The sequence below is a fragment of the Herbiconiux solani NBRC 106740 genome, from assembly GCF_001571005.1.
In the GTDB taxonomy this organism is placed as follows: domain Bacteria; phylum Actinomycetota; class Actinomycetes; order Actinomycetales; family Microbacteriaceae; genus Herbiconiux; species Herbiconiux solani.
Genome location: NZ_BCST01000008.1, coordinates 1 through 23,671, shown reverse-complemented (window position 1 = coordinate 23,671; position 23,671 = coordinate 1). Strand labels below are relative to the sequence as shown.

The window sequence follows — 23,671 nt, the reverse complement described above, 5'->3', positions numbered from 1 at the left end:
CGGCCGGCGTTCGGCAAGCTGGATGCAGCCGGTGCCGTTCGAGGAGGGTTCCGGGGATGGAGCCGCGATGGACAGCACTTCGGCCGATCGCTCAGAGACCACGACCTTCTGCCTGATCACGCGCGACTGCAGCCTCTGGCGGTTGTGGCTGCTGGATGCGACGACGGACGTCGCGCCCGAGACAGCCCCGGCTGAATCCGGCGGCCCCGACGACCTCTGTTTCTCAACTGAGCTCGACGAGGTCATCGGTGCCTGGCGGGTCCACCACTCCCTGCACCACTTGCCCGACCGAGGCTGGGACTCCCGCCTCCACGAGCAGGTCTCCGCCGGCCTCGGCGACATGATCGTCGCCCAACTCCGCGAAGAGCTCCCCGCCCGCATCCAGGTCGTCGACGCTCGAGCCCTGCCCGAGTTGCCGATCGGTGACTCTTCCTGACGAATGAGGCCCGCAACGGCCGGGCTGCATTCTTCTACCAGCGGGGATAGCGTGGGGGCGTGCGCGTACTATGCTCGTTCGTCGGTGGGGCCGGGCATCTGGTTCCGCAGCTTCCGCTGCTTCGGGGGCTGGCGGACGCCGGACACGACCTCACGCTCGTCGGGCGCGCCTCGGGGGTGGCCGGGGCGCCGGCGGGGCTGTTCAGGCGGGTCGTCGCCCGACCGGATGCGCGGACGCGGGTGCGCACGGAGATCACTCCGCTGGCGCCGGTCGATCGAGAGGCCGAGGTCGATGTCGTCGCCCAGTACTTCGCGGGGGACGCCGCCCGAGCATCCGCTGCCGCTGTGGGCGCCGCGTTCGATGCCCACGACGTCGTCGTCTGCGACGAGCTCGACTTCGGAGCGATGGCCGCGGGCGCGCTCGCGGGGGTGCCGGTCGTCGTGGTGGCGGTCATCGCATCCGGAGCCCTGGTGCGGCCCGAGCGGGTCGGTAGGTCGCTCGAGACGCTCGGCCACGAACTCGGGCTGGGGCGCGCGATCGGTCACCAAGGCGGCCTCTTCGTCGTGCCGTTCGCCCCGGCCATGCGTGATCCTCGGTTCCCCACGCCGGCGGACGCCGTCTGGATGAACCCCGGTGCGCCTCGACCGACCGGACGCGATGCCGCGCAGCCGTCGATCATCGCCACGCTGGGCACCGAATTCAACACTGAGTCCGGTGACCTCTTCGACCGGATCATCGGCGCGCTCGAAGGAATCGACGTGCCCTCCGTCGTCGCCATCGGCCGCGACCTCGACCCAGAGCGGTTCCGGCACGGGGAGGGCCAGAAGAAGACGGTGGAGATGGCCGGCGAGTGCCGCATCGGCCCCGTCCGCATCCGTCAGTTCGTCGACCTCGACGCTGTCCTCCCGCACGCCGACCTCGTCGTGCACCATGGCGGCAGCGGCGTCTTCCTCCGATCGGTGCTGGCCGGGGTGCCTCAACTCGTCCTGCCGATGGGCGCCGACCAGCCCTTCACCGGCGACACCGTCGAGCGCACGGGCGTGGGCCGCGTGCTCGACGCGGTGACGGCGGACGCCGGGCGCATCCGGGACCAGGCGCGAGAATTGCTCGGTGACGCGGCGATGAAGGACCGCGTCGAGCACCTGCGGGATGCCGTGCGGGCGCTCCCTGGCCCTGAATCTGCGGTCGCCCGGGTCGAGGCGTTCGCGGTCTCGGGGTGACCTCGCGCCCCGTTCCTGCGCATCCACTGCACGGTTGATGAACGGGGGTCGAAGACGCGGCTCCGAGGTATATCGTCGAGTATCGTTCGCGATCGACATTGGAGGGCACCATGGGCAACTCGTATCCCGCAGGAGGCTTCGGCAACCGAGGCGCAGGCAACATGGGCGGCGGAATGAACGCCGACGGAATCTGGCAGGCGATGGAGCAGTTCCGCGCCCGCTTCGAGAAGAAGGTCGGCACCCGGATGGGCCGCGGCGACGTGCGCGCCGCCGTTCTCGCCCTGCTCGCCGAGCGCCCGATGCACGGCTACCAGATCATCCACGAGATCGAGGAGCGCTCCGGCGGAAGCTGGAAGCCGAGCCCCGGATCCGTCTACCCGACCCTGCAGCTCCTGAACGACGAAGGCCTCATCTCGGCCGAGGAGTCCAACGGCCGCAAGACCTACGCGCTCACCGAGGCCGGCCGCGTCGAGGCTGCTCGCGCCGGCGCATCCGAGCCGTGGGGCGCATCCGGAACCGGCTCCGAGGGCGGCGACCGCGACTTCGCAGCACTGCCCAAGGCCGGCTTCGAGCTCGCCCAGGCCGCGGCCCAGGTCGGCCGCACCGGAACCCCCGAGCAGGTCAAGCAGGCCGTCGCCGAGCTCGAGGACGCGCGTCGCCGGCTCTACTCGATCCTCGCCCAGGACTGAGCGGGGTGGCATCGGTTCAACCCGGGCGCGCGGATCGCGGAGACGCGGTCCCGACGCCGGCCGAGGCGCGCGCCCGCTACCGTCGCATCCTGCGGTTCGCGGCGTGGAATCTCGCCGTGACCTGGTGGTTCGAGCTGGCTCTGCCGCGCCTCGGACTCACCCGCATCACCGAGCGCACCCGCTCGCGCCGCATGCAGCGGTTCGCGCGGCGGTTCCACGTGCTCGCGGTCGACCTGGGCGGACTGATGATCAAGGTGGGGCAGTTCATGTCCTCCCGGCTCGACGTGCTGCCGCCCGAGATCACGAGAGAGCTCGAGGGGCTGCAGGACGAGGTGCCCGCCGTGCCGTTCGCGGCGATCAAGGCGCTCGCCGAGGCCGAGCTCGGCATCCCGTTGTCTCGGGCGTTCACCTGGGTCGACGAGACCCCGGTCGCGGCGGCGTCGCTCGGCCAAGCTCATCGCGCGCGCCTCGACCCCGTCGACGCACTCGCGACCGGGCTCGACCGGGTGGTGTTGAAGGTGCAGCGTCCCGGCATCGATGCGATCGTCGAGGTCGACCTGGCCGCTCTGCGCAAGGTCGGCGGATGGCTCAGCCACGTGCGCCTCGTCTATTCGCGCGTCGACGCGCCGGCGCTGGTCGAGGAGTTCGCGGCGACCTCGCTCGAGGAGATCGACTACCTGCACGAGGCCGCCAGCTCGGTGCGCTTCGCCGAGGAGTTCGCGGGCGACGACCGCGTCGCCGTGCCCGAGGTCGTCTGGGAGCGCAGCACCCGCCGCGTGCTCACCCTCGAAGACGTCACCGCCATCAAGATCACGGATGCGGCCGGGCTGGCCGCCGCGGGCATCGACCCGGCCGAGGTCGCGCCGGTGTTCGCCGCGGTGATGTTCGATCAGTTGTTCACGAACGGGTTCTTCCACGCGGATCCGCACCCGGGGAACATCTTCGTGACGCCGGTGGGGCGGGGTGCGGATGCTGCCGATGGCCTCGGAGTTGGGGTTGGGGCTGGGGCTGGGGCCGGGGTCGGTTCTGTCGACGTCGGTGACGGTTCGGCCGTCGGCGCCGCCGCTCGGGGCTGGAAGCTCACATTCATCGACTTCGGCATGATGGGCGAGGTCGGCGCACGCACGCGAGCCGGGCTCCGAAAGATGCTGATCGCCGCCGCCTCGCGCGACGGCAAGGGGCTCGTGGATGCGGCCCGCGACCTGGGCGTGCTGCTCCCGTCGGCCGAGACCACCGAGCTCGAACGCGCCATGACCCAGCTCTTCGCCCGCTTCGGCGGCATGGGGTTCGCGGAGCTGCGGGAGGTGGATCCGCGGGAGTTCCGCGAGTTCGCCGTGCAGTTCGGCGACGTGGTGCGGTCGCTGCCGTTCCAGCTGCCGGAGAACTTCCTGCTGATCATCCGGGCCATGTCGTTGACCTCGGGGGTCTGCAGTGCGCTCGACCCCGCCTTCAACCTCTGGGACTCGGTCGAGCCCTACGCGCAGCAGCTCATCCGCGAGGAGCGCGGCAACGTCGTGCAGGATCTCGGCAAGCAGGCGCTCGAGAACGTCGGCATCGCCTGGCGTCTGCCCAAGCGGCTGGATGCGCTTGTCACGCGTGTCGACGAAGGGTCGCTGGCGGTGACGAGCCCGGCCCTCGAGCGCCGGGTCGCGCGGGTCGAGCGGTCGATCGGTCGGGTCGTCTCGGCGGTGCTCTTCGGGGCGCTGCTGGTCGCGGGTGCGATCGTGCGGGTGGATGACACGGTGTTCGGCACGGTGCTGATGATCGCGTCGGTGCTGCCGCTGTTGCACGCGTTGTTCGCGGGGCGCCGCGGGCGCTGAGCCGTCACTAACCGCCCTAAAAGGGGAGCTATGGGGCGATTTGTGACGGTTCGCGGGGCCGAGAGGCGGGGGGCGCCGGGGTCTCCCGATGAGAGCATTGAGGCATGACCGCAACGCTCGTCGCCAAGGGCCTGGCCGGAGGCCACGACCACCGCACCCTCTTCAGCTCGCTCGACCTCGTCGTCGCTCCCGGTGACGTGATCGGCGTGGTGGGCGCGAACGGGGCGGGCAAGTCGACGCTGCTGCGCATCCTCGCCGGTATCGACCAGCCCCAGGAGGGCAGCGTCGCGCTCGCCCCGGCCGACGCCTTCATCGGCTGGCTGCCCCAGGAGCACGAGCGCGTGCCCGGCGAGACCGTCGCCGCGTACGTCGGGCGCCGCACCGGTACGACCGCCGCGACCGTAGAGATGGATGCCGCGGCCGAAGCCCTCGGGTCGACCGAGCCGGTCGCATCCGGTGCCCCCGATCCCGCCGACGTCTACTCGACCGCCCTCGAGCGTTGGCTCGCGAGCGGTGCCGCCGACCTCGAGGAGCGGCTGCCCGTCGTGCTCGGCGAGCTCGGGCTGGGCGCCGAGCTGACGGCGGATGCGCTGATGACCTCGCTCTCCGGTGGCCAGGCGGCGCGCGTCGGACTCGCCGCGCTGCTGCTGTCGCGATTCGACATCGTGTTGCTCGACGAGCCGACCAACGACCTCGACCTGGACGGACTCGAGCGGCTGGAGGCGTTCATCCGGGGCCTGCGGGGTGGGGTGGTGCTGGTGAGTCACGACCGCGAGTTCCTGGCGCGGAGCGTCACGCGGGTGCTCGAACTCGACCTCGCCCAGGGGAGCAACCGGGTCTACGGCGGTGGGTACGACGCGTTCCTCGAGGAGCGCGAGGTCGCGAAGCGGCACGCCCGCGAGGAGTACGACGAGTTCGCGTCGAAGAAGGAGGACCTCGTCTCGCGGGCCCGCACCCAGCGCGAATGGTCGAGCCAGGGCGTGCGGAACGCGATGAAGAAGGCGCCGGACAACGACAAGATCCGCCGCAAGGCCTCGGCCGAGTCGAGCGAGAAGCAGGCGCAGAAGGTGCGGCAGATGGAGAGCCGGATCGCGCGGCTCGACGAGGTCGACGAGCCGCGCAAGGAGTGGCAGCTGCAGTTCACGATCGGCACCGCGCCGCGCTCGTCGTCGGTGGTGTCGACGCTGTCGGCCGCGTCCGTGACCCGGGGGTCGTTCACGTTCGGGCCGGTGTCGCTGCAGGTGGATGCGGGGGACCGGATCGGGATCACGGGGCCCAACGGGGCCGGCAAGTCGACGCTGCTGGCGCTGCTGCTGGGGCGGCTCGCGCCGACCGCGGGGACGGCGAGTCTGGGGGCGTCGGTGGCGATCGGGGAGATCGATCAGGCGCGGGCGGTGCTTGCGGGGGCGGGGGCTTCGGGTGCTCTGGATGCGTCGGGCGCTTCGGGCGCGTCGGTCGGTTCGGTATCGGGAATCGCCGCCTCAGCTGCATCCGGCGCTCCTGTACGAGGGTCGGCCGCGACATCCGCATCCGCTGCCCGTTCGCTGGCCGAGGCCTTCGAGGAGCAGGTGCCCACCTGGCCCGTCGCCGAGGTGCGCACGCTGCTGGCGAAGTTCGGGCTCAAGGCCGACCACGTCAGCCGTCCCGTCGCCGAGCTCTCGCCGGGCGAGCGCACCCGTGCCGGGCTCGCTCTGCTGCAAGCGCGCGGCGTGAACCTGCTCGTGCTCGACGAGCCCACGAACCACCTCGACCTCGTCGCGATCGAGCAGCTGGAGGAGGCGCTGGAGTCCTACACCGGCACCCTCCTCCTCGTCACCCACGACCGCCGCATGCTCTCGACCGTGCGCCTCAACCGCCACTGGTCGGTCGACGCCGGCCAGGTCACCGAGGGCTGAGGCTAGGCGCGGAAGGGGCGGAAGAAGGCGCGGAGCTCCTGGGCGTAGAGCTCGGGCTGCTCGAAGGGGGCGAAGTGGCCGCCGCGCGGGGGCGTCGAGACGTGCACGGTGTTCGCCGTGCGCTCGAGCCAGTCGCGCGGGGGCCGGAGCAGGTCGCCCGGGAACAGGGCGAAACCCGACGGCACCTCCACCCGCCGCGCGAGCTGGTCGGGTGGGATCGTGGCGTTCGCGTGGTACATGCGCATCGACGATCCGATGGTCTCGGTGAACCAGTAGATCGTGATGTCCGTCAGGATCTCGTCCCGCGTGTACACGCTCTCGAGGTCGCCCGAGGGGCCGAGGTCGCTCCACGAGCGCAGCTTCTCGACGATCCACGCCGCGAGCCCGGCCGGAGAGTCGGTGAGGCCGACCGCCGCGGTCTGCGGACGCGTGCGGTGCATCGCCGCGTAGGCGCCCTCGGTCGCTCCCCATGCCGCCGCCCGGTCGAGGTAGGCGCGCTCGTCGTGGGTGAGGTCGGCCGGGGCGGCGGCGGCATTGGGGATGCCGGCATCCATCCGGTGCACCGCGATGACGCGGTCAGGATGATCGAGCGCCAGGTAGCGGCTGACATGGCTGCCGATGTCACCGCCCGCCGCCACGAAGCGATCGTGGCCGAGACCGGTCATCAGCTCGGCCCAGAGCGCGGCCACGTCGATCGAGCTGAGCGGCGCGCCCGCCGGCTTCTCCGAGTAGCCGTAGCCTGGCATGTCGGGCACGATCACCTCGAAGGCGTCGGCGGGGTCGGCTCCGTGCGCGCCGGGGTCGGTGAGCAGGGGGATGACCTTCGAGTAGCGCCAGAACGAGTCGGGCCAGCCGTGGGCGAGGAGCAGGGGGAGGGGCGCGGGGGCACCGGCGCGTTCTCCGCTGCGGCCGACGTCCCGACGTCCGGCGTGCTCGCGGCCGGTGCGTGGACGAAGTGGATGGCCAGCCCGCCCACATCCGCCGTGCGATGCGGCAACCGACCCAGCTCGGCCTCCCGCGCGGGCCAGTCGAACCCGTCGGCCCAGTACGCGACGAGCTCGCGGAGGTACGCGACATCCGTGCCGAGCGCCCACCCCGCATCCTCGGCCGACGCGTTCGACGCGTCCACGGCGGGCGGATCTGGCCAGCGCGTCGCCCGCAGCCGCCTCCGCAGGTCGTCCCACGCCACCGGATCGGTCGTCAAGTCGAACGGCTTCGAGAACTCGTCACTCGCCATGCCCACACGCTATCGCGGGCCACCCGGGCCACCCCGGGCTACCCGGCCTACCCGGCCCACCCGGCCCACCCGGGCTACCCGGCCCACCCGGGCTCGCGCGCCCCGATATCTCACGATCGGGCTGTGGCTCAAAGGCCTATTCGCAGCCCATCCCGTCGCCATCCCGGTCGAGGCCGTAGATGTCGGTGCCGACGACTTGAACGGGGCCGGGCGCGTAGGACGGACCGTTGCCGCTTCCGCCAGGGCAGTCGACGTCCGAGTCGATCGGCACGCAGCCACCCGCGTAGTTCGGGTCGCAGCCGGCGCCGGGGGCCTCGGGAGCCGGGGCGGGTTCCGGCTCGGCAGGCGGGGGCGGAGCCTGACGGGTACCGATCGCCGTGTCCTCCGCGATCTGCGCCACTGTCACCGATTCCGAGACGACCTTGCGGCCGGTCTCGACCCCGTCGACGAGGGTGATCTCCCAGGTTACGACCTTGGTCCCCGGGACGCCGGCCGTGGTCACCTGGGTCGTCCCGGCATCCATCGCCGGATCCTCGTGCTGGGTCGACGAGTACGCGACCGCCTCGGAGGTCTGGGCCGACTGCACCGTGGTCTTCGGAGTAGGGGTGGGAGTGGGGGTCGGAGCCGGGCTGGGCGCGGGCGACCGTTTGGCCGAACCCGGCGCGGTGGCCGCCGACGACGACTCGATCAGCCCTTCGTCGACTCCGGCGACGCTGTCGCTCGAAGAGCTCCCCGACGATCCCGCGAGCGACTGGGCCGGATGCGCCGAGGCGGTGAGCCCACCCCCGATGAGCAGCGCGACGGCGGCCGCGCCGACGACGAGCCCGGCCGAGAGCCGCCCGGCGGGCAGATTCAGCCAGCCCGGTCGGCGCGAGCCCAGCGTCCAGATGCCGGCGACGAGAACGAACAGTGCGGCGACGACGATCAGTGCACCGAACCCGCCCGCGATCGAAGCGAGGCCACCCACGAACAGCGCGGCGGCGCCCACGAGGAAGGTCAGGAGGGTCGGCCGCCACGGGGGTCGGCGCGGCGGGGTGGGCTGCTGGGTCATCGGATCGCTCTCGTAGGGAAGGGGCGGGCGAATGGATGCACATGGTGCGTGCATCCGACCCCCGCCTGAACACTACGGTTGTCGACCAGACGCGGATAGACCTCGTTCGGGGGAGGACCGGCGGGCGAGATGGCGAAGCCGAGACGAAGCGGTGCCGTGCGGGCGCGGCTGCTCGTCTGTCAAGATCGGGGGATGAGTTACTCGCCGCCGCCCCCGTACCAGCCCGCGCCGACCGGCCCCGCCCCCAAGCGCGGCAACGGGCTGGGGCTCGCCGCCCTCATCCTCGGCATCGCGGCGCTCGTCGGCGCGTTCATCCCGTTCGTCAACTACATCAGCGGCGTGATCGCGTTCGTCGGGCTCGTGCTCGGGATCATCGCGGTCGTGCTCAAGGCCCGGCGCCGGGCCGCGGCTATCGCGGGCATCATCCTGAGTGCCGTCGCGCTCGTGCTCTCGATCATCCTCGCCGTCGTCTACACGGCCTGGCTGTTCGGCAGCATCGCCGAGGGCATCCGCCAGGGGCAAGACGGCGCGACCGGCCAGACCTCGCTGATCTACCAGGTCGACGGCACCGGATCCGACGTCGACATCTCCTACTCCGCCTACACCGACGGCATCTCGACGACCCAGCAGAGCACGGGCCAGGCGCTGCCGTTCGAGCAGGAGTACGTCGTCTCGACCGGCGGTGCCGCGACCTACAACAGCTACACGATCACGGCGACCAACGGCGCGGCCGAGGGGGATGTCACGTGCCGGATCATCCTCGACGGCAAGGTGCTCACCGAGCAGACGAGCACGGGGCCGTACGCGACCGCGAGCTGCACGGCGTCGGGGACGGAGCTGCTGCGCTGAGCTGGGGCGGCTTCGCTCTTGAGGCTTCCTCCCTGAGGAGAGGCCCGGAGACCGAGCTGCGCGCGTGGGCGGAATCTAGAGTGGGTGGATGAGCGAGCCGATCATCCTCCCGCCGTCCCAGCCCGCCGCGCCGTCTGAGCCTGGCGCGAATGCCGCGGGTGCGCCCGAGGGCGTCGGCGCCGCCGCGAAGAACCTCGGTCGCGCGGTCGGTCGGGCCGCCGGGAAGACCGCGGGGCGGGCGGCGCACGGTGTGCGTGAGCAGATCCGCAAGAACCCGACCACCGACACCGTGTACCGCACGGGGGTCGGAGTGGTGGGCGGGGCGACGGTCGCGCTCGGCGTGGTGATGATCCCGCTGCCCGGCCCGGGTGCGCTGGTGGCGATCGGCGGTCTCGGCATCCTGTCGACGGAGTTCGAGGGTGCCAAGAAGGCGCGCGTGCGGGCGACCTCGGTGGCGAAGAAGGCGATGGGGGCGGCGAAGGATGCGCGCGACCGCCGTCGCGCGTCCCGTCCCTCCACTTCTGCGTAACCCGCCCCTGGCGGCATTCTGCGGGGTGGAACGGGTGAATACGATGGAGGGATGATCCGCCTCGACTTGCGCCGGTGGGCGCCCGTGACGCTCTGATGGGCGCGCCGTTCTTCTCCCGTGACCTCGGCGACGGGATATCGCTCGGACTCCGCACGCTCGACACCGTCGCCGAACTCCAGCAGCTCGCCGTGCAGAACCTCGACCGCCTGCGCCTCTGGGAGCCTTGGGCCCAGTTCGACCAGTCCCTCGAATCCACCCGGGCCTACACCGAGTTCGAACTCGGGCGGTTCGTGCGCGGGGAGGTCGTTCCCGTCGTGATGTACGACGGCGCGGTGGCCGTCGGATCCGCGGGGCTCAAGATCGACCCGTCGGCCGGCAACGCCGAGCTGGGGTACTGGATCGACGCCTCATCCGAGGGCCGCGGGATCGTCACGCGCACCTGCGCCGCACTGCTCGAGCACGCGTCGGCGCTAGGGATCCGGCGTGTCGAGATCCGGGCGGCGACGGAGAACGCGCGCAGCATCCGCGTCGCCGAACGCCTCGGCTTCGAGCGCGAGGGCGTGCTGCGGCAGGCGCTGCAGGTGGGCGACCGCCGCCTCGACCTCGCGCTCTACGCCCGCCTGCTGTAGTCGGGCCGAGCCGGGGTTGAGCCTCGGCCGCCCCGGCCACCACACCCCTAGATGTCCTTCGTGTTGAAGTAGTCGAGCGTCGGTGAGGAGGGCTCTCCGCCGAACTGGCAGATCCAGACAGTTCCCGTCGGCATCGGCGTCTCGGGCGTCTCGAAGAACACGTACACCTCGGGCTTGCCGTCCGGCGTCAGGTGCGCCGTATCCGCCCGATAGTCCTCTGTCACCGCCCCCGGGAAGCTCTTCATCCCCTCCGCCACGCAGAGATTCCAGAGCAGGTGCGTCTCGTAGCCCGCGATCGGGTCGACCTGCGCGCCCGGATCCCAGTTGAGCGTCCCGCCGAACACGGCCTGCAGGGCCACGAGGTCGTCGCGCATCCCGTTGACGTCGTTGATGCCCGCGATCCAGGTCGGTCCGGAGAGGTAGGCACCCCGTTCCAGGCTCGCATCGTTCAGCGCGAGCACCTGCGCGGCATCGGCCTCGGTGGCGAAGACCGAGTACCACAGGCCGGAGCTCTGGCACGTCCCGACCTCGACCGCCCCCGGCGTGCCGCTCGATTCCGGCACCCACGACGAGCAGTCCAGCCCCGCCGCCACCACGGCGGCCTGGAACTCGGCGACGGAAGGGGCGGCGCCGGCGGCCGGCGTCCCGGTCGGGGTCGGTGTCGGAGTCGCCGAAGGGGTCGGAGACGGGCTCGGCACCGGCGTCCGGGTCGGAGTCGGCCGCGGTGTCTCGGTGCTCGTCGCCGCGGGCCCCGACGAGATCGGCAGACCGGCGACGCCGATGCTCACCGCCCCGACCGCGACCGCGGCGACCAGCCCGATGGCCAGTGAGAGGCTGAGAACCCGGCGCTTCGACGCGGCGGCGCCGGCGCCCGCGAGATCATCACGGGCATCCTGCACGAGGAGCGAGCGTAGGAGGGCCCGGCGACCGGGGTCGAGTTCGTCACGGCTGTCGTTCATCGTGCACCTCCGGGAAGGGCGTTCGGGGTCGAGTCGGGTGAGGATGGGGCTGAGGATCGGGATGCCGCGGATGGGGCTGCTGATGAGGGCGCGGATGCGGATGCGGACGCCGATCCAACCGCGGATGGCGACCCACCCGCGAGCGGCGGCCCGGCAAGGGCGGCGAGCACGTCGGCGCTGAGCCGGCCCCGCGCCCGGGAGAGCCGCGACTTGACGGTGCCCGGCGCGATGTCGAGGGCCTCCGACGCCTCCTGCGTCGTCAGCCCCTGAAGGATGCACAGCGCGATCACGTCCTGATCCCGGCGGGGGAGCCGGGCGAGCGCGGCCCGGGCGGTCGCGGCCAGCGCGGCCCGGTCCATCCGCTCGTCGACCTCGGCCGCCGGGTCGGGGACGACGGCCGACGAGAACGCGGCGGAACCGTTCGTGTCGTGCAGTCTCGCCAGCAGCGCGCGGTGGCGGTTGCGCGACCGGGTCGAGTTGCGGGCGATGTTCGTGGTCGTCACGGCGAGCCAGGCCACCACCGAGCCGTCGACCAGCCGAACGGCCTCGCGCTTCCGCCACGCCTCGAGGAAGACGAGGGCCGTCACGTCCTCGGCGTCGTCGTACGACCCGGTCAGGCGTCGCGCCTGCCGGAAGATGCGGGCCTCGTGCAGGTCGAAGATCGACCCGAACGCGTCGGGGTCGCCCGAACGGGCGCGCTCCCAGAGGGAGGCTTCGGTGGTCTCAGGGATGGTCACATCTAGAGATGTCCGGATGCGGCGATCCGGTTCCCGATGATCGGCCGCTGCTTCGAAATGTGTTGTTAGCTCTTTAGCGTTTGTGCTACATTGCGAACATGCAGGACAAGACGAGCGACGTGTTCTCGGCCCTGGCGCACCCTACGCGCCGGCAGATCCTCCAGGATCTGAAAGAGGGCGAGCTCGCCGCCGGCGACATCGCCTCGCGGTTCGCGGCCTCGGGGCCGACGGTCTCACGGCACCTCGCGGTGCTGAAGAACGCCGGGCTCGTGACCGAGCGACGGGATGCGAACCGCATCCTGTACTCGCTGGTGGGCGATCGGCTCGCGCTCTCGGTCGGCGACTTTCTGTCGACCGTGTGCCCGGAGCAGATCGTGCTGCGTGAGGTGCGGAAGGTGCGTGGCGACCGGGATGACCGCGGTGAGCTCGGCACGGATGCGCCCGCGGTGGGCTCGACCGGCTGAGGACGGGCGGCACGCCCGGCTGAGATGGCCGAGTCGCCGCGCCCGCGAGGTGGCAGTCGTCGTCATCGTCGGCTGACGGAACGAACCGAACACGAACACAGGGTCGGGGGACACTGATGTACGACAGCACGCTGAACGCGCGCGCCCGCACGGGCGCGACAGACATCGACGAGGGCCCCGGTGCTCCGGACTCGGGCCAGCACCGCCTCCCGGTGCGGACTCGGCGGTACGTGCTGCCACCCCTCGCCGCCACGATCGAGCGGCGGCTGCTCGTGAGCTACCGCCTCGACGCCGAGGTCGCCGCGTCGCTGCTGCCGGAAGGGCTCCGCCCGCAGCTGGTCGACGGGAGCGCTGTGGCCGGGATCTGCCTGCTGCGGCTCGGCGCATTCCGGCCCGCGTTCATCCGGACCCAGATCGGGTGGGGCGCCGAGAACGCCGCCCATCGGATCGCGGTGGAGTGGGACGAGCCCGTCGAGGGCAGTGCGGTGACCGGCCGCAGCGATGGCAGTTCTGACGCGACGGGAGACACGGCATCGGAGCCCAGTGCGCGCACCCGCACCCGCTCGGGCGTCTACATCCCGGTGCGCCACAGCGCCTCGCGCGTCCCGCAGCTGGCCGGAGGCCGCCTGTTCCCCGGGGTGCACCGGCATGCCCGGTTCGACGTGCACGAGACGCCCTCGCGGCTCGCGGTCGGATTCACCGCTCCGGATGCGCGGGTCGCGCTCGACGTCGACGTGATCCCGGATGCGGACTGGTCGAGCTCGCTGTTCTCCAGTGTCGACGAGGCCTCGGCCTTCTACCGGCGCGGGTCGGTCGGCTGGTCGCCGTCGCGCGGACCGGCGTCGGCGCCCCGGTACGACGGCCTCGAACTGAAGACGGATGCGTGGAAGGTCGCGGCCGGGCGCATCCGGAGCATCCGCTCGTCGTTCTTCGACGCCCTGCCCGCCGGGAGGGCGGAGGTCGACAGCGTGCTCGTGATGCGCGACGTGCAGATGCGCTGGGCGATCGTCTGACGCGACGCGACGCGACGGCGACGGCGACGGCGGGTGCGCCTGACGGAAGCGGGCTAGGAGCCCGAAGCCGCCTCGGCCTCGGCCCGACGGCGGGCCCGGGCCTCGTCGGCCGCCGCGGCCTCCTCGACCGTGGGAGCCGTGCCGCCGAGCGAGCGCGGCTGCCACCACTGGCCGGTGCCGTCCTGCGGGTAGTCGCGCTGGAGGGTGTCGGTGAGCTGCTGCAGGGTTCCGCGGAGCTGGGCGGTCGTGGTCGCGACGTCGTCCTCGGACGTGACGGCGATCGGCGCACCGAACGCGAAGTCGATCTCGACGCCGATGCGGTCGCGCAGGCGGATCTTGCGGTTCTTCGTGAGCAACCGCTGGCCACCCCAGACGGCGACCGGGATCACCGGCACGCCGGCCTCGGCCGCCAGCCGCACCGCGCCGGACTTGAGCTCACGCACGGTGAAGCTCGAGCTCACGCCCGCCTCGGGGAAGACCCCGATGATCTCGCCCCGCCGCAGTGCCGCGACGGCTTCGGCGTAGGCCGTGCCGCCGGCGGTCATGTCGACCTCGATGTGCTTCATTCCGCGCAGCAGTCCGCCGACCACCGGCTTGTCGAAGGCGCGCTTGGTCGCCATGAAGCGGATACGCCGACGGTTGTGCATCCAGGTCTGCCACTCGACGAGCGCGAACTCGAGGTAGCCGAAGTGGGTCATGGCGAAGACCGCGCCGCCGGTGTCGGGGATGTTCGACACGCCCGTCGCTCGGCGCTTCAGCCGCAGCGCGGCGAAGAGCGAGCGCCCGGCGCCGATGGCGATCGTGTAGATGGGCTCGGCTTGGCGGCGGGACATGGGTCCACCGTAGGGTGCGCAGATGGGTAACCGGCCGGAAAGCGCAGGGAAGCTGCACGAACGGGCTGAAATTCGGCTCTATACGTGCATAGTGCACGTATAGACGCGATTATCAGCCCGTTCGGCCATCAGTCGGCGAAGATCTTCCCCACCGGCGACCGCTTCTCGGCCTGGAACGCATCCTCGGCCCGTCCGTAGGCCCAGTACGCCGACAGCGAGAGCTGCGCGCGCGGGATTCCCCACGCATCCAGCAGCAGCGGCCGCAGCGCCTTCATCGTCTCGCGCTCGCCGTGCACGAAGGCCTGCGTGCCGGCCGGCGGCACGTCGAGCGCCCGCAGTGCGGCGGTCAGCACGGTCGAGGTTCCGGCGGGCGCACCGTCGCGGTGCACCCAGTCGATCGCGACGCCGGCGGGAGCGGTGAGGGCGAGGTGGTCGGCGTCGCCGTCGACCTCGATCACGACGTGTCCGCGGGTGTCGGCCGGCATGGACTCGAGAGCGGATGCGATCGCCGGGATGGCGGACTCGTCGCCGGCCAGCACCTGGAAGGCCGCCGACGGATCCGGCTCGTAGCCGCCACCGATTCCCGAGAGCACGACCGCGTCGCCCGGCTGGGCCGCGCTCGCCCAGGGGCCCGCGACGCCGGTGTCGCCGTGCACGACGAAGTCGATCCAGACCTCGCCGGCCTCGCGGTCGATCTTGCGCAGGGTGTACGTGCGCTGCGTCGGCAGCTCGGACGGCTGGAGCCGCTCGCGCAGCTCGGCCAGGTCGTAGGGCGGGACGAGGCCGGAGCCCGCGGGCGCGAACAGCATCTTGGCGTAGCGGTCGGTCTGGGTCGACTCGGGGATGGTGTCGATCGCGTCGCCCTCGGCGACGACGCGCACGAGGTGGGGCGCGATCGCCTCGGTGCGCTTGACGCGCAGCACGCGCTGCGGCTGCGGCGGGCGGGCAGGCCGCCCTGCCGGGGCGGCGGATGCGGTGGGAAGAGGTGCGAGGCGCGGGGCGTCGGTCATCGGGAGGTCTCCTTGTTACGGGCCGACCGGCGGGCGGGAAGCCGCCGCGGTCACCCTTCGACGCTAGTCGCTCCCCGGAGGGGTGGGGCGCTGAGCGGGTCGGGTGCTCGGCACTCTCAAAGAGGCAGAGCGCCGAGCCGAACACCGCGCCACGGTCGCCGCCGACTTCGGCCGGCACGGCTGACACGGCGGCCGGAGAGGCCTAGGGTCAGGGACACGCGATGCGGCGGAGGTGGTGGGGATGTGCCGGTGGGTGGCCTACACGGGCGAGGCGCTGCATCCGTCGACCGTCATCCTCGACACCCCGCACTCGCTCGTCGCCCAGTCGCTCAACTCGCCGCTCGGCAAGGAGACTGTCAACGGCGACGGATTCGGGCTCGGCTGGTACGGGCGCGACGCGGTGCCGGGCTCGGCGCCGGCGCTGTTCCGCAGCATCGAGCCCGCCTGGTTCGACGAGAACCTCGCCGAGATCGCCCATGCCGTCTCGACGCCGCTGTTCTTCGCGCACGTGCGGGCGGCGAGCGGGCCGCCCATCCAGCAGACCAACTGCCATCCGTTCCGGCACGAGAACTGGCTGTTCATGCACAACGGAGCGTTGGCGCAGTGGAACACCATCAAGCGCGACGTGCTGCTCGAGATCGATCCGGCACTGTTCACCTCGATCAAGGGCACGACCGACTCCGAGGCGCTGTTCAATCTCGCGCTGACCCTCGGGCTCACGGCTGACCCGATCGGAGCGATGGGGCGGGCGATCCGCGAGATCGAGCGGATCGGGGAGGCCCTGAGCGTGCCGAACCCGGTGCAGGGCACGTTCGCGGTCAGCGACGGCACGACGGTCTGGGCCTTCCGCTACTCGACCGCGCACGAGTCGCGCACGCTGTTCTACTCCGAGGACATGCCCACCCTGCAGGCGACCTACCCCGACATCGAGCGGCTGCGCATCTTCGGCGCGGGGGCGAAGGTGATCGTCTCCGAACCCCTCACCGACCTGCCGGGCGCGTTCATCGAAGTTCCCGAGTCGACGGTCGTGATCGCGGATGCGGGCGGGTACCGCGAAGAGGCGTTCCTGCGCTGAGCGGGCGACCGCTGAGCGGCAGGCGAGAGCCCGCCCGCGCCGCAAACGCGTCCGGGCACAGAAAAGCCGTGACGTCCGGCCGGCTGGGAAGGGGACGGACGCCACGGCGACTCTGTGGGCAGTGGGCCTACTCCTCCTGCTTCAGCGCGATGCCGATCGCGAAGAAGGTGGGTGCCCAGTGTCCGATGAAGATGCCCCAGCGGTCGGACTGCGCCTTGTCGTGGTTCTTCTTGCCTCGCGAGGCGAGCCACGCGATGAGCGAGATCACGACGGAGGCGAAGCCGGCCAGGTAGGCGTGCTTGCTCTGGATGCCGAGATCGTGCGCGAATTCGATCGGGTCGAAGCCGACCTTCTCTAAGTCCTTCTTGGCCATGGTGGCGCTTCCTTTCCGACGCCCGGGCGGAGGATCGGGTGTCTGGTTCCACCATCCACCACAAAGCGTCCGAGGGCCACCATGCGCTCAATAGAATCAGGGCCATGGCACCCCGGCTCCTCGTCCACGCCGTGCCGGAGGCGCTGACGCTCCCGATCGACCGGGCCTTCGCCGCGGTGCACGGCTACGACGACGACGTGTTCTGGCTCGACGACCACGCGGGGTGGTCGGTGTTCGGGGCGGGGATCCGATGGAGTGCGGCCGATCCTGCTCTTCCCGCGCTCGAGGCCTGGCTCGGAAACGCGGTGACGCCTTTGCCGGTGGACGAATCCGACGCCCTCGACGGTCTGGCGTGGCGCCCGGGGCTCGTGGGCTGGCTCGAGTACGGACTCACGGCTGAGACGATGGGGGCGCCGGTGACGTCGGCGGCATCCGGCGGGACAGAAGCGGATGCGCCCGCCGCGTTCCTCCGCGTCGACCGGGCGGTGGCGGTCGCGCCCGACGGCCGGATGCTCCTGGTCGCGCAGGGCGAGGGCTGGGACGGCGCGCTCGGCCAGTGGCGGGATCTCGTGCTCGAGCGGCTCGGGAACAGCGGGGGCGCGGACGCGGACACAGACACAGACACGGACACCGACGCGGGCGCGGGCGCTGGCGCTGGCGCGCAAGCCGAGCCCGCCCCCGCATCCCCGCCCCGTGCATCCGACCCGGTCTGGCGCGACGACCGAGACGCCTACCTCGCCAAGGTGCGGGCCTGCCAGGAATCGATCCGCCGCGGCGACGCCTACGTGCTCAACCTCACGACCGAGGTCGTGGTCGACGGCGTCCGCCAGGAGCCGCTCGACGTCTTCCTCCGCCTGCGCGCCCTCGCCCCCACGCGGCACGGCGGCCTGATCCGCATCGGGGGAGTCGGCCTGATCAGCTCCTCGCCCGAGAGCTTCCTCGAGCTCGACGGACGCGGCGGTGTCGCGACGCGGCCGGTGAAGGGGACCCGGCCCCGTTCATCCGACCCGCTGCGCGATCGGCAGCTGCGCGACGAGCTGGCCGAGAGCCCCAAGGAGCGGGCCGAGAACACGATGATCGTCGACCTGATGCGCAACGATCTCGCCCGGGTCGCGCGGCCGGGGTCGGTCGAGGTGACCGCGCTGCTCGAGGTCGAGAGCGTGCGGCAGGTGCATCAGCTCGTGAGCACGGTGCGGGCGCGGCTCGCCGACGGTATGGGGGTGGCGGAGGTGCTGCGGGCGGCGTTCCCGGCGGGGTCGATGACGGGGGCGCCGAAGCGGAGTGCCGTCGAGATCCTCGACCGGCTGGAGGGGCGGGCGAGGGGCGTCTACTCGGGGGCGTTCGGGTTCATCGGGGCCGACGGGCGGGCCGAGCTGGCCATGACGATCCGGTCGATCGTGCTCGAGGGGGGCGGCGTCGGGGGCGGAGTCGCCCGCATCGGGGTCGGCGGGGGAGTGACGGCGCTCTCGGATCCGGACGAGGAGTACGACGAGGTGCTGCTGAAGGCGCGCGCGATGCTCGAGGCGCTGGTCTGACGGCCCGTCCGGCCCCTGTTGGTAGCATGTGGATATGGCGCGCACACGGGAGTTCGACGAGACGGCGCTTCAGGCGTCGGCTCTCGATGCCTTCTGGTCGCACGGCTTCGGCGGTACCTCGATCGGCGACATCTCGGCCGTGACCGGTGTCGGCAACGGCAGCATCTACGGGGCCTACGGCAGCAAGTTCGAGCTGTTCTACCAGGTGCTCGAGGCGTACTGCCGCTCCCGGGTCGAGACGGTCCGGGATGCGATGTCCGTCGAGGGGCTCCCCGCGGTCGCGACCCGTCACTTCCTCGACGTGATCATCGACGACTGCGCCAGCCAGCCCGGCCGCCGCGGCTGCCTGATGCTCAACAGCCTGAGCGAGTTCGGAGACCGCGAACCGCGGGTGCGCGAGCTGATCGCGCTCACGAACGCGGCCATGGAACTGGCGGTCGCCGAACGGCTGCGCCAGTCCGAGCAGGACGGCGATCTCGACACCTCGGGTGTCTCGGTCGAGGTTCTCGCGGCCGAGATCGTGATGATCTCGCAGGGCATCATCCAGCTCAGCCGGCTCGGTGCGCCGGTGGAGCGGATGGCGGCGATCGCCGACTCCTACAGCGCGGGGCTCGCCCGCCTGTCCTGAGGTGGTCGGGCTCTGCCCCGGATCCGGGCGCGCCGGGCTGCCCGGCTCCCGCCGCTGTTCCGACCGCTTCGCGACGGCGGCTGGAACAGAGCGGCAGGGGTCAGGCGGCCAGCAGTTCGTCGATCTGGGCCATGGCGAGGCGCATCCCGTCCTCCATGCCCATCGCGACCAGCTGTTCGAGCTGCTCGAGGGACTCGAAGGTGTTGACGGTGGTCATCCGCGTGCGGGCTGAGCCGTCGGCGGCGCCGGTCCCGGATGCGTCGGAACCCGCCGGCTCGAGGGTCACGGCGATCTTGGTCACCGGCATCGACTCGTCCGGCTCGCCGTTCTCGTTCGCGAAGCCGTCGTCGAAGGCCAGTCGGGTCGGGGCGTCGACCTCGGTGAAGTGCCACCAGCCGGGTGCCTTCTCACCCTCGGGGCCGGTCATGTAATAGCTCGCGCGGCCGCCGGGCGTGACGTCGTGCGCGTCGAACGTCGCGGGCCAGCCGGGCGGGCCCCACCAGCGCTCGAGCTGACGGGGATCCTCCCAGATCTGCCAGACGCGGTCGACGGGGGCGTTGAATTCGGCGACGAAGGTGAGGGTGAGGGCCTCGGGATCCTTCTCGGAGCTGATGACGGTCATCAGGGGTGTCCTTTCTCTGTGGGGCGGGTGGGGGTGGTCTCGGATGCGGGGTCGGCAGGGTCGGCCAGGAGCTCCTCGATGCGGAGGGTGCGCTCGCGCCAGAGCGCCTCGAACTCGCCGAGCAGCTCGGTCGCCCGGGCGAGGGTCTCGAGTCGTGCGCGCACGATCTGCTCCTTCCCGCGCCGTTGCTTCTCGATGATGGCGGCGCGTTCGAGCACGGCGACGTGCTTCTGCACCGCCGCGAAGCTCATCTCGTAGCGCTCGGCGAGGGCCGAGATCGACTGCTCCTGCCGGATCGCCCGACGCAGGATGTCGCGCCTGGTCGGGTCGGCGAGGGCGCGGAAGACCGCATCCGTCTCGTCGTCGCTGAGTCGTGTAACCATTTGGTTGTACGTTAGCGCTGTGACGATCGCGCCACAACCCCTCTGGTTCCTGCCTGATCGGCTCAGCCGTGCTGGGTGGTCGTGTGCGCTGCGGGCACGGTGCCACCGAGCAGCTGCTGCACCGTGACGAGCGTGAAGCCGCGGCCCTGCAGGCCGTCGACGATCGAGGGCACCATGCGGGCGGTGTTCTCGTGCACGTCGTGCAACAGGATGATCGCGCCGGACGCCGGCTTCGTGACCGCTCGGTCGAGCAGGGTCGCGTCGTCGGGGATCTGCCAGTCGTTGGTGTCGATGCTCCAGAGGATGGCGGGGAGCGTGGTCTGGGCGAGCACGCGGGGGTCGACGGCGCCGTAGGGCGGGCGGAAGGTGGAGGGGATGGTGCCGGGGCCGGTGCCGGTGCCGGTGCCCAGCGCGTCGCGGATCGCCTGGCTGGTGCGCCGGAGCTGGTCGGCGATCTCGGGGTCGGTGAGCTTGGTGAGGTCGGGGTGGTTCCAGGAGTGGTTGCCGATCTCGTGACCCTCGTCGTTCATCCGTCGCAGCACCGCCGGCGACTGGCCGACCCGATAGCCCTGCACGAAGAAGGTGGCCGCCGCACGCCGGGCGTCGAGGTCGTCGAGCACGCCGGAGGTGTACTGACCGAGGCCGTCGTCGAAGGTCACGGCGACGCAGGCGAAGAAGGTGCAGTCGACGGATTCCTGGCCGCGGAGGGGTGCGGCGGGGAGGGTGAGCGGGGCGCCCGAGGCGAGCACCGACTGGATCTGCTGCGCCTCGGGGCTGAGCAGGGGCGTCGCGGTCGCCGCGGGCACGGTGACGAAGAGCGGCTCGGGGCGCACGAGGGTGCCCAACGCGTCGAGCTCGGGGGTCGTGAAGGAGTCGGGAAGATGGATGCGGAGGGATCCGTCGGCCGTGAACGACAGGTGTGAGAAGAGGGTGCGCAGCTGGTCGGCGGGGAAGTCGGCCGGGTTCTGGCGCATCGCGGGTTCGAGGGCGCCGGCCGAGACCTTGAGCGACTGCACGCTGTCGGCGAGAAGGATGCGCAGACCGTCGTCGGTGAGGAAGGTGTCGCTCGTGGTGACGAAAGCGCCCGAGGTCTCGGTGTAGTACACGGTGGTCTCGTCGGAGGTCACCTGGCCGCCGACCGCGGTGGTGATGCGGAGCGCCTCGACCATGACGTTCCCCGCGGCGGCGACGAGGTCGCAGGTGACGGTGAGGCTCGCAGCGCCGCCCGGCGGGGTGAGGGCGGCGTCGGCGATGAGTTCGGTCGCCGGACGTGTGCTCGAGCCGGGCACGCAGCCCCGCTTCTCGGGCGTGATCGCGGGGGCGTCGGCGGCGGGCGCGTACGGGATGCCGGTCGAGCCCGCGTGAGCGGCGATCGCGTCGGCGACCCGCCCGCGGATCATTCCCGTGAAAGCCGGGTTGCCCGGGATTTCCGCCCACCGTGCCGCGACCGGTGAACCTTCCGTGGCGGCGTACAGCAGGCGCACGTCGAGTCCGGCGACCCCTGTGCCGGTGAGCGCGGGCGGCCCTGCGGACACGGTGGTCGCCGGCTCGCTCTCGCCCTCGTTCTCGCTCTCGTTCCCGTTCTCGCTCTCGTCGCCGGTGGTGGCGGGTGGGTCGGTGGAAGGCTGGTCGGTGGTGGTGGCGTTCGGATCCCGAGCGCCGTCGCCGACCGCGAGCAGAGGGGTCGCGGCGGCGGGCGGGCTCCACTCGGGAGCGGGAGGGATGCTCGCGCACCCCACGAGCACGCTCGCAATCACTGCGATGCTCATGGTCGTGAGGCCACGCCAGGCCGTTCGGACGCCGACTCGGATCGTCATGACTCGTCCTCGGAAGCGCTGGGGACCGAGGTGGACGAGCCCGAAGCGAAGACGGCCGAGGCGAGCAGCGAGGCGGTGACGGTGCGGTAGTCCGCGGCGACCGCGGTCGGGGTGCGGGCCAACAGGACCAGTCGGGACTCCGCGGCGGCGGTGATCGGAGCTGACGCGGAGGCTTCAGCGGAGGCGCCCGCAAGGCTCGCTGGGCCCGTCGCGATCGCGACGGTCACCGTGTCGTCGCCGTCGACCAGGTCGGCGTACCGGACCCGAACGCCGGAGCTGAGCGTCTCGTCGTTCCACACGGCCGTCTCGACGGCAGCCCCGACCCCGCGCTCATCCAGCAGCTCCTGAAGGGCCTGGTCGATCGGAGGCTCGGTCACTTCGATCGATTGCTCGCCGGGCGCCTGGTCGTCGGGCGGGCCCGAGGCGGGCGCTTGAGACGGAGGCGCGGCTGTGTCCGTGCTCGCGGAGGGCGCGGAGGAGGTCGGCGCCGGCGGAAGGAGCTCGATGTCGGCGCGGTAGACGCCGTCGGGCGAGGTGGCGGCGGCCGAGTCGGCCGGGAGGAATGGTCCCACCCCGATCACCACCCAGCCCGCATCGAGCGTGACCGACGCCGAGACCAGGTTCGGATCGGGTTTCGAAGCCGATGGCGACGGTGGACTGGATGTCGCGGAGGTCGCAGCTGTGACGGCCTCGGCGGTACGGGTCACGGTCAGGGGCTGTGCGGAGGTGAGGCGTTCGCGAGGGGTCTCGGCGAGCACGGGCGGGAGCACGAACAGCGCGATCCCGGCTGCGACCAGGGCTGCGATCACCACCGTGCCGACGGCAGCCAGCACGATCGTGCGGAGGGCGCGACCGGGAGGTCGGCGGTCGAGGCGGTCGCGGGTGGACATGGCGGGCTCCGTGCGGGCGGGGAACTCGGCGTTCGGTGGGCCCGCGGGCGTTCACCGGCGCCCGTTCCCCCGGCGCCGCCCCCGCGACGGCCCCAGGATACGCACCCCCGCCCCCGTATCCCCGCACCGCCACGACCTTCCCCCCGCCCGTTGCCCACTCGTTACCCGCCCCCACCCCGCCCCACCCCACCTTTCCCGCGAGCCGTCACAAACCGCCCTTCCCGCCGACCTTAGGGGCGGTTTGTGACGGCTGGCGGGGCAGGGGGGGACGAGGGCCGGGAGGGTGCGCGCTCGCCCCACCCCACCCCGCCCTACCCCTCCCGCGAGCCGTCACAAACCGCCCTTCCTGCCGGGCTTTAGGGCGTTTTGTGACGGCTGGCGGGGGCCGAGGGGAGGGGCGAGCGCAGGGAGGGTGGGGGTCGGGGCGCGCCGTCACAGACCGCCCGCGCGAACCGTCAGAAACCGCCCTTCCCGTCGAGTTTTGGGGCGGTTTGTGACGGGTGGCGGGGGTGGGGTGGGAGTGGGGTGAGAAAAGCTCGGAAACGTGTGGCGTGGACGCCATATGTGTATATGCTTCCTACGCGGACAGGTCCCGGGGGCGGAAGACACCGACGAAAGGCACCTCCATGTCCCGTTCCCCTCGATCCAAGCCGCGGCTTGTCTCCGTCGCTCTGACCGTGGTCGCGGCGACGGCGCTGCTTGCCGCCGGTGGCGCCCTCCCGGCCACCGCGGCACCCGCTACGACCAGCGCCGCGACCAACCCGTCGGCCGGTGCCGCATCGGCCGGACCCGCATCCACCGACCCGGTCGCCGTGCTCGAGCGCCTGGCATCCCAGCTCCTCGCCGAGACGGTCGAAGCCGCCGCGCCGGCCGCTGACGGGCTCGACCCCACCAGCCCGGCGACCGACACGGCCGATCCCGCGACCGGCGCAGCCGGGCCGGCGACCGGCGCAGCCGGGCCGGCGACCGGCGCAGCC

General features: G+C 71.8%; 25 protein-coding genes and 1 pseudogene. 14 read left to right on the top strand and 12 right to left on the bottom strand.

Annotated elements, in window-relative coordinates; genetic code table 11:
* Positions 1-67 precede the first annotated feature (67 nt).
* From HSO01S_RS15035 to HSO01S_RS15015, 5 genes are all read left to right on the top strand, one after another.
* Complete coding sequence (locus tag HSO01S_RS15035; protein ID WP_157079102.1) at positions 68-436, top strand: hypothetical protein; 369 nt, start codon at positions 68-70, stop codon at positions 434-436.
* Positions 437-495: 59 nt separating this feature from the next.
* Positions 496-1,656: a glycosyltransferase gene (locus tag HSO01S_RS15030; protein WP_157079101.1), complete on the top strand. Its 1,161-nt coding sequence runs from the start codon at positions 496-498 to the stop codon at positions 1,654-1,656.
* A 110-nt stretch (positions 1,657-1,766) separates the two neighbouring features.
* A complete protein-coding gene (locus tag HSO01S_RS15025) occupies positions 1,767-2,345 on the top strand; it encodes a PadR family transcriptional regulator (RefSeq protein WP_066043023.1) in 579 nt (192 codons plus the stop codon).
* 5 nt (positions 2,346-2,350) lie between these two features.
* Positions 2,351-4,165: an ABC1 kinase family protein gene (locus HSO01S_RS15020; protein ID WP_066043022.1), complete on the top strand. Its 1,815-nt coding sequence runs from the start codon at positions 2,351-2,353 to the stop codon at positions 4,163-4,165.
* A 104-nt stretch (positions 4,166-4,269) separates the two neighbouring features.
* A complete protein-coding gene (locus tag HSO01S_RS15015) occupies positions 4,270-6,060 on the top strand; it encodes an ABC-F family ATP-binding cassette domain-containing protein (protein ID WP_066043020.1) in 1,791 nt (596 codons plus the stop codon).
* Between the two features lie 2 nt (positions 6,061-6,062).
* Here HSO01S_RS15015 and HSO01S_RS15010 read toward each other — a convergent pair whose 3' ends face one another.
* The 3 genes from HSO01S_RS15010 to HSO01S_RS19530 form a co-directional block, all read right to left on the bottom strand.
* Entirely contained in the window at positions 6,063-6,872 is an 810-nt protein-coding gene (locus HSO01S_RS15010; protein ID WP_245636032.1) for an alpha/beta fold hydrolase, read from the bottom strand.
* Complete coding sequence (locus tag HSO01S_RS19535) at positions 6,818-7,297, bottom strand: epoxide hydrolase N-terminal domain-containing protein (protein WP_245636024.1); 480 nt, start codon at positions 7,295-7,297, stop codon at positions 6,818-6,820. Before HSO01S_RS19535 ends, HSO01S_RS15010 begins: the two co-directional genes overlap by 55 nt.
* Positions 7,298-7,433: 136 nt before the next feature.
* A complete protein-coding gene (locus tag HSO01S_RS19530) occupies positions 7,434-8,348 on the bottom strand; it encodes a G5 domain-containing protein (RefSeq protein WP_084361725.1) in 915 nt (304 codons plus the stop codon).
* A gap of 192 nt (positions 8,349-8,540) precedes the next feature.
* On the opposite strand from HSO01S_RS19530, the gene HSO01S_RS15000 reads away from it, so the two are divergent.
* The 3 genes from HSO01S_RS15000 (at position 8,541) to HSO01S_RS14990 (ending at position 10,355) form a co-directional block, all read left to right on the top strand.
* Complete coding sequence (locus HSO01S_RS15000) at positions 8,541-9,197, top strand: MmpS family transport accessory protein (RefSeq protein ID WP_066043019.1); 657 nt, start codon at positions 8,541-8,543, stop codon at positions 9,195-9,197.
* Between the two features lie 88 nt (positions 9,198-9,285).
* A complete protein-coding gene (locus tag HSO01S_RS14995; protein WP_066043016.1) occupies positions 9,286-9,726 on the top strand; it encodes a PGPGW domain-containing protein in 441 nt (146 codons plus the stop codon).
* 74 nt (positions 9,727-9,800) lie between these two features.
* Positions 9,801-10,355: a GNAT family N-acetyltransferase gene (locus HSO01S_RS14990; RefSeq protein ID WP_066043014.1), complete on the top strand. Its 555-nt coding sequence runs from the start codon at positions 9,801-9,803 to the stop codon at positions 10,353-10,355.
* 47 nt (positions 10,356-10,402) lie between these two features.
* Here the strand turns inward: HSO01S_RS14990 and HSO01S_RS19270 are convergent, their stop codons facing one another.
* Positions 10,403-11,314, bottom strand: a complete 912-nt coding sequence (locus HSO01S_RS19270; protein ID WP_066043012.1) for a hypothetical protein — start codon at positions 11,312-11,314, stop codon at positions 10,403-10,405.
* Positions 11,311-12,051, bottom strand: coding sequence for an RNA polymerase sigma factor (locus HSO01S_RS14980; protein WP_245636023.1), 741 nt, complete (start codon positions 12,049-12,051; stop codon positions 11,311-11,313). Before HSO01S_RS14980 ends, HSO01S_RS19270 begins: the two co-directional genes overlap by 4 nt.
* Before the next feature lie 98 nt (positions 12,052-12,149).
* Between HSO01S_RS14980 and HSO01S_RS14975 the strand changes: the two genes are divergently transcribed.
* Both HSO01S_RS14975 and HSO01S_RS14970 read left to right on the top strand, forming a co-directional pair.
* A complete protein-coding gene (locus HSO01S_RS14975) occupies positions 12,150-12,515 on the top strand; it encodes a metalloregulator ArsR/SmtB family transcription factor (RefSeq protein WP_084361722.1) in 366 nt (121 codons plus the stop codon).
* Between the two features lie 116 nt (positions 12,516-12,631).
* Positions 12,632-13,528, top strand: a complete 897-nt coding sequence (locus tag HSO01S_RS14970) for a hypothetical protein (RefSeq protein WP_066043010.1) — start codon at positions 12,632-12,634, stop codon at positions 13,526-13,528.
* A gap of 53 nt (positions 13,529-13,581) precedes the next feature.
* Here HSO01S_RS14970 and HSO01S_RS14965 read toward each other — a convergent pair whose 3' ends face one another.
* Together HSO01S_RS14965 and HSO01S_RS14960 are read right to left on the bottom strand one after the other, a co-directional pair.
* Positions 13,582-14,361, bottom strand: a complete 780-nt coding sequence (locus HSO01S_RS14965) for a lysophospholipid acyltransferase family protein (protein WP_066043008.1) — start codon at positions 14,359-14,361, stop codon at positions 13,582-13,584.
* A gap of 128 nt (positions 14,362-14,489) precedes the next feature.
* Positions 14,490-15,371, bottom strand: a complete 882-nt coding sequence (locus HSO01S_RS14960; RefSeq protein ID WP_066043007.1) for a siderophore-interacting protein — start codon at positions 15,369-15,371, stop codon at positions 14,490-14,492.
* A gap of 241 nt (positions 15,372-15,612) precedes the next feature.
* Here HSO01S_RS14960 and HSO01S_RS14955 point away from each other — a divergent pair, with 241 nt between their 5' ends.
* The gene (locus tag HSO01S_RS14955; RefSeq protein ID WP_066043006.1) at positions 15,613-16,446 is read left to right on the top strand and encodes a class II glutamine amidotransferase; all 834 of its coding nucleotides are present in this window, start codon (positions 15,613-15,615) and stop codon (positions 16,444-16,446) included.
* A 127-nt stretch (positions 16,447-16,573) separates the two neighbouring features.
* Here HSO01S_RS14955 and HSO01S_RS14950 read toward each other — a convergent pair whose 3' ends face one another.
* Positions 16,574-16,819, bottom strand: coding sequence for a hypothetical protein (locus HSO01S_RS14950; protein WP_066043005.1), 246 nt, complete (start codon positions 16,817-16,819; stop codon positions 16,574-16,576).
* Positions 16,820-16,923: 104 nt separating this feature from the next.
* On the opposite strand from HSO01S_RS14950, the gene HSO01S_RS14945 reads away from it, so the two are divergent.
* Together HSO01S_RS14945 and HSO01S_RS14940 are read left to right on the top strand one after the other, a co-directional pair.
* Positions 16,924-18,354, top strand: coding sequence for an anthranilate synthase component I family protein (locus HSO01S_RS14945; RefSeq protein WP_066043004.1), 1,431 nt, complete (start codon positions 16,924-16,926; stop codon positions 18,352-18,354).
* 34 nt (positions 18,355-18,388) lie between these two features.
* On the top strand, positions 18,389-18,982 hold the full coding sequence (locus HSO01S_RS14940; RefSeq protein WP_066043003.1) for a TetR/AcrR family transcriptional regulator: 594 nt from the start codon (positions 18,389-18,391) through the stop codon (positions 18,980-18,982).
* A gap of 100 nt (positions 18,983-19,082) precedes the next feature.
* Here the strand turns inward: HSO01S_RS14940 and HSO01S_RS14935 are convergent, their stop codons facing one another.
* From HSO01S_RS14935 to HSO01S_RS18825, 4 genes are all read right to left on the bottom strand, one after another.
* Positions 19,083-19,604: an SRPBCC family protein gene (locus tag HSO01S_RS14935; protein WP_066043002.1), complete on the bottom strand. Its 522-nt coding sequence runs from the start codon at positions 19,602-19,604 to the stop codon at positions 19,083-19,085.
* A complete protein-coding gene (locus HSO01S_RS14930) occupies positions 19,604-19,987 on the bottom strand; it encodes an ArsR/SmtB family transcription factor (protein WP_066043001.1) in 384 nt (127 codons plus the stop codon). Before HSO01S_RS14930 ends, HSO01S_RS14935 begins: the two co-directional genes overlap by 1 nt.
* A gap of 62 nt (positions 19,988-20,049) precedes the next feature.
* Entirely contained in the window at positions 20,050-21,804 is a 1,755-nt protein-coding gene (locus tag HSO01S_RS14925) for a polysaccharide deacetylase family protein (RefSeq protein ID WP_066043000.1), read from the bottom strand.
* The gene (locus HSO01S_RS18825) at positions 21,801-22,694 is read right to left on the bottom strand and encodes a hypothetical protein (protein ID WP_066042999.1); all 894 of its coding nucleotides are present in this window, start codon (positions 22,692-22,694) and stop codon (positions 21,801-21,803) included. Before HSO01S_RS18825 ends, HSO01S_RS14925 begins: the two co-directional genes overlap by 4 nt.
* Positions 22,695-23,320: 626 nt before the next feature.
* Here HSO01S_RS18825 and HSO01S_RS14915 point away from each other — a divergent pair.
* Positions 23,321-23,671, top strand: a pseudogene (locus HSO01S_RS14915) (hypothetical protein); the annotation flags it as partial.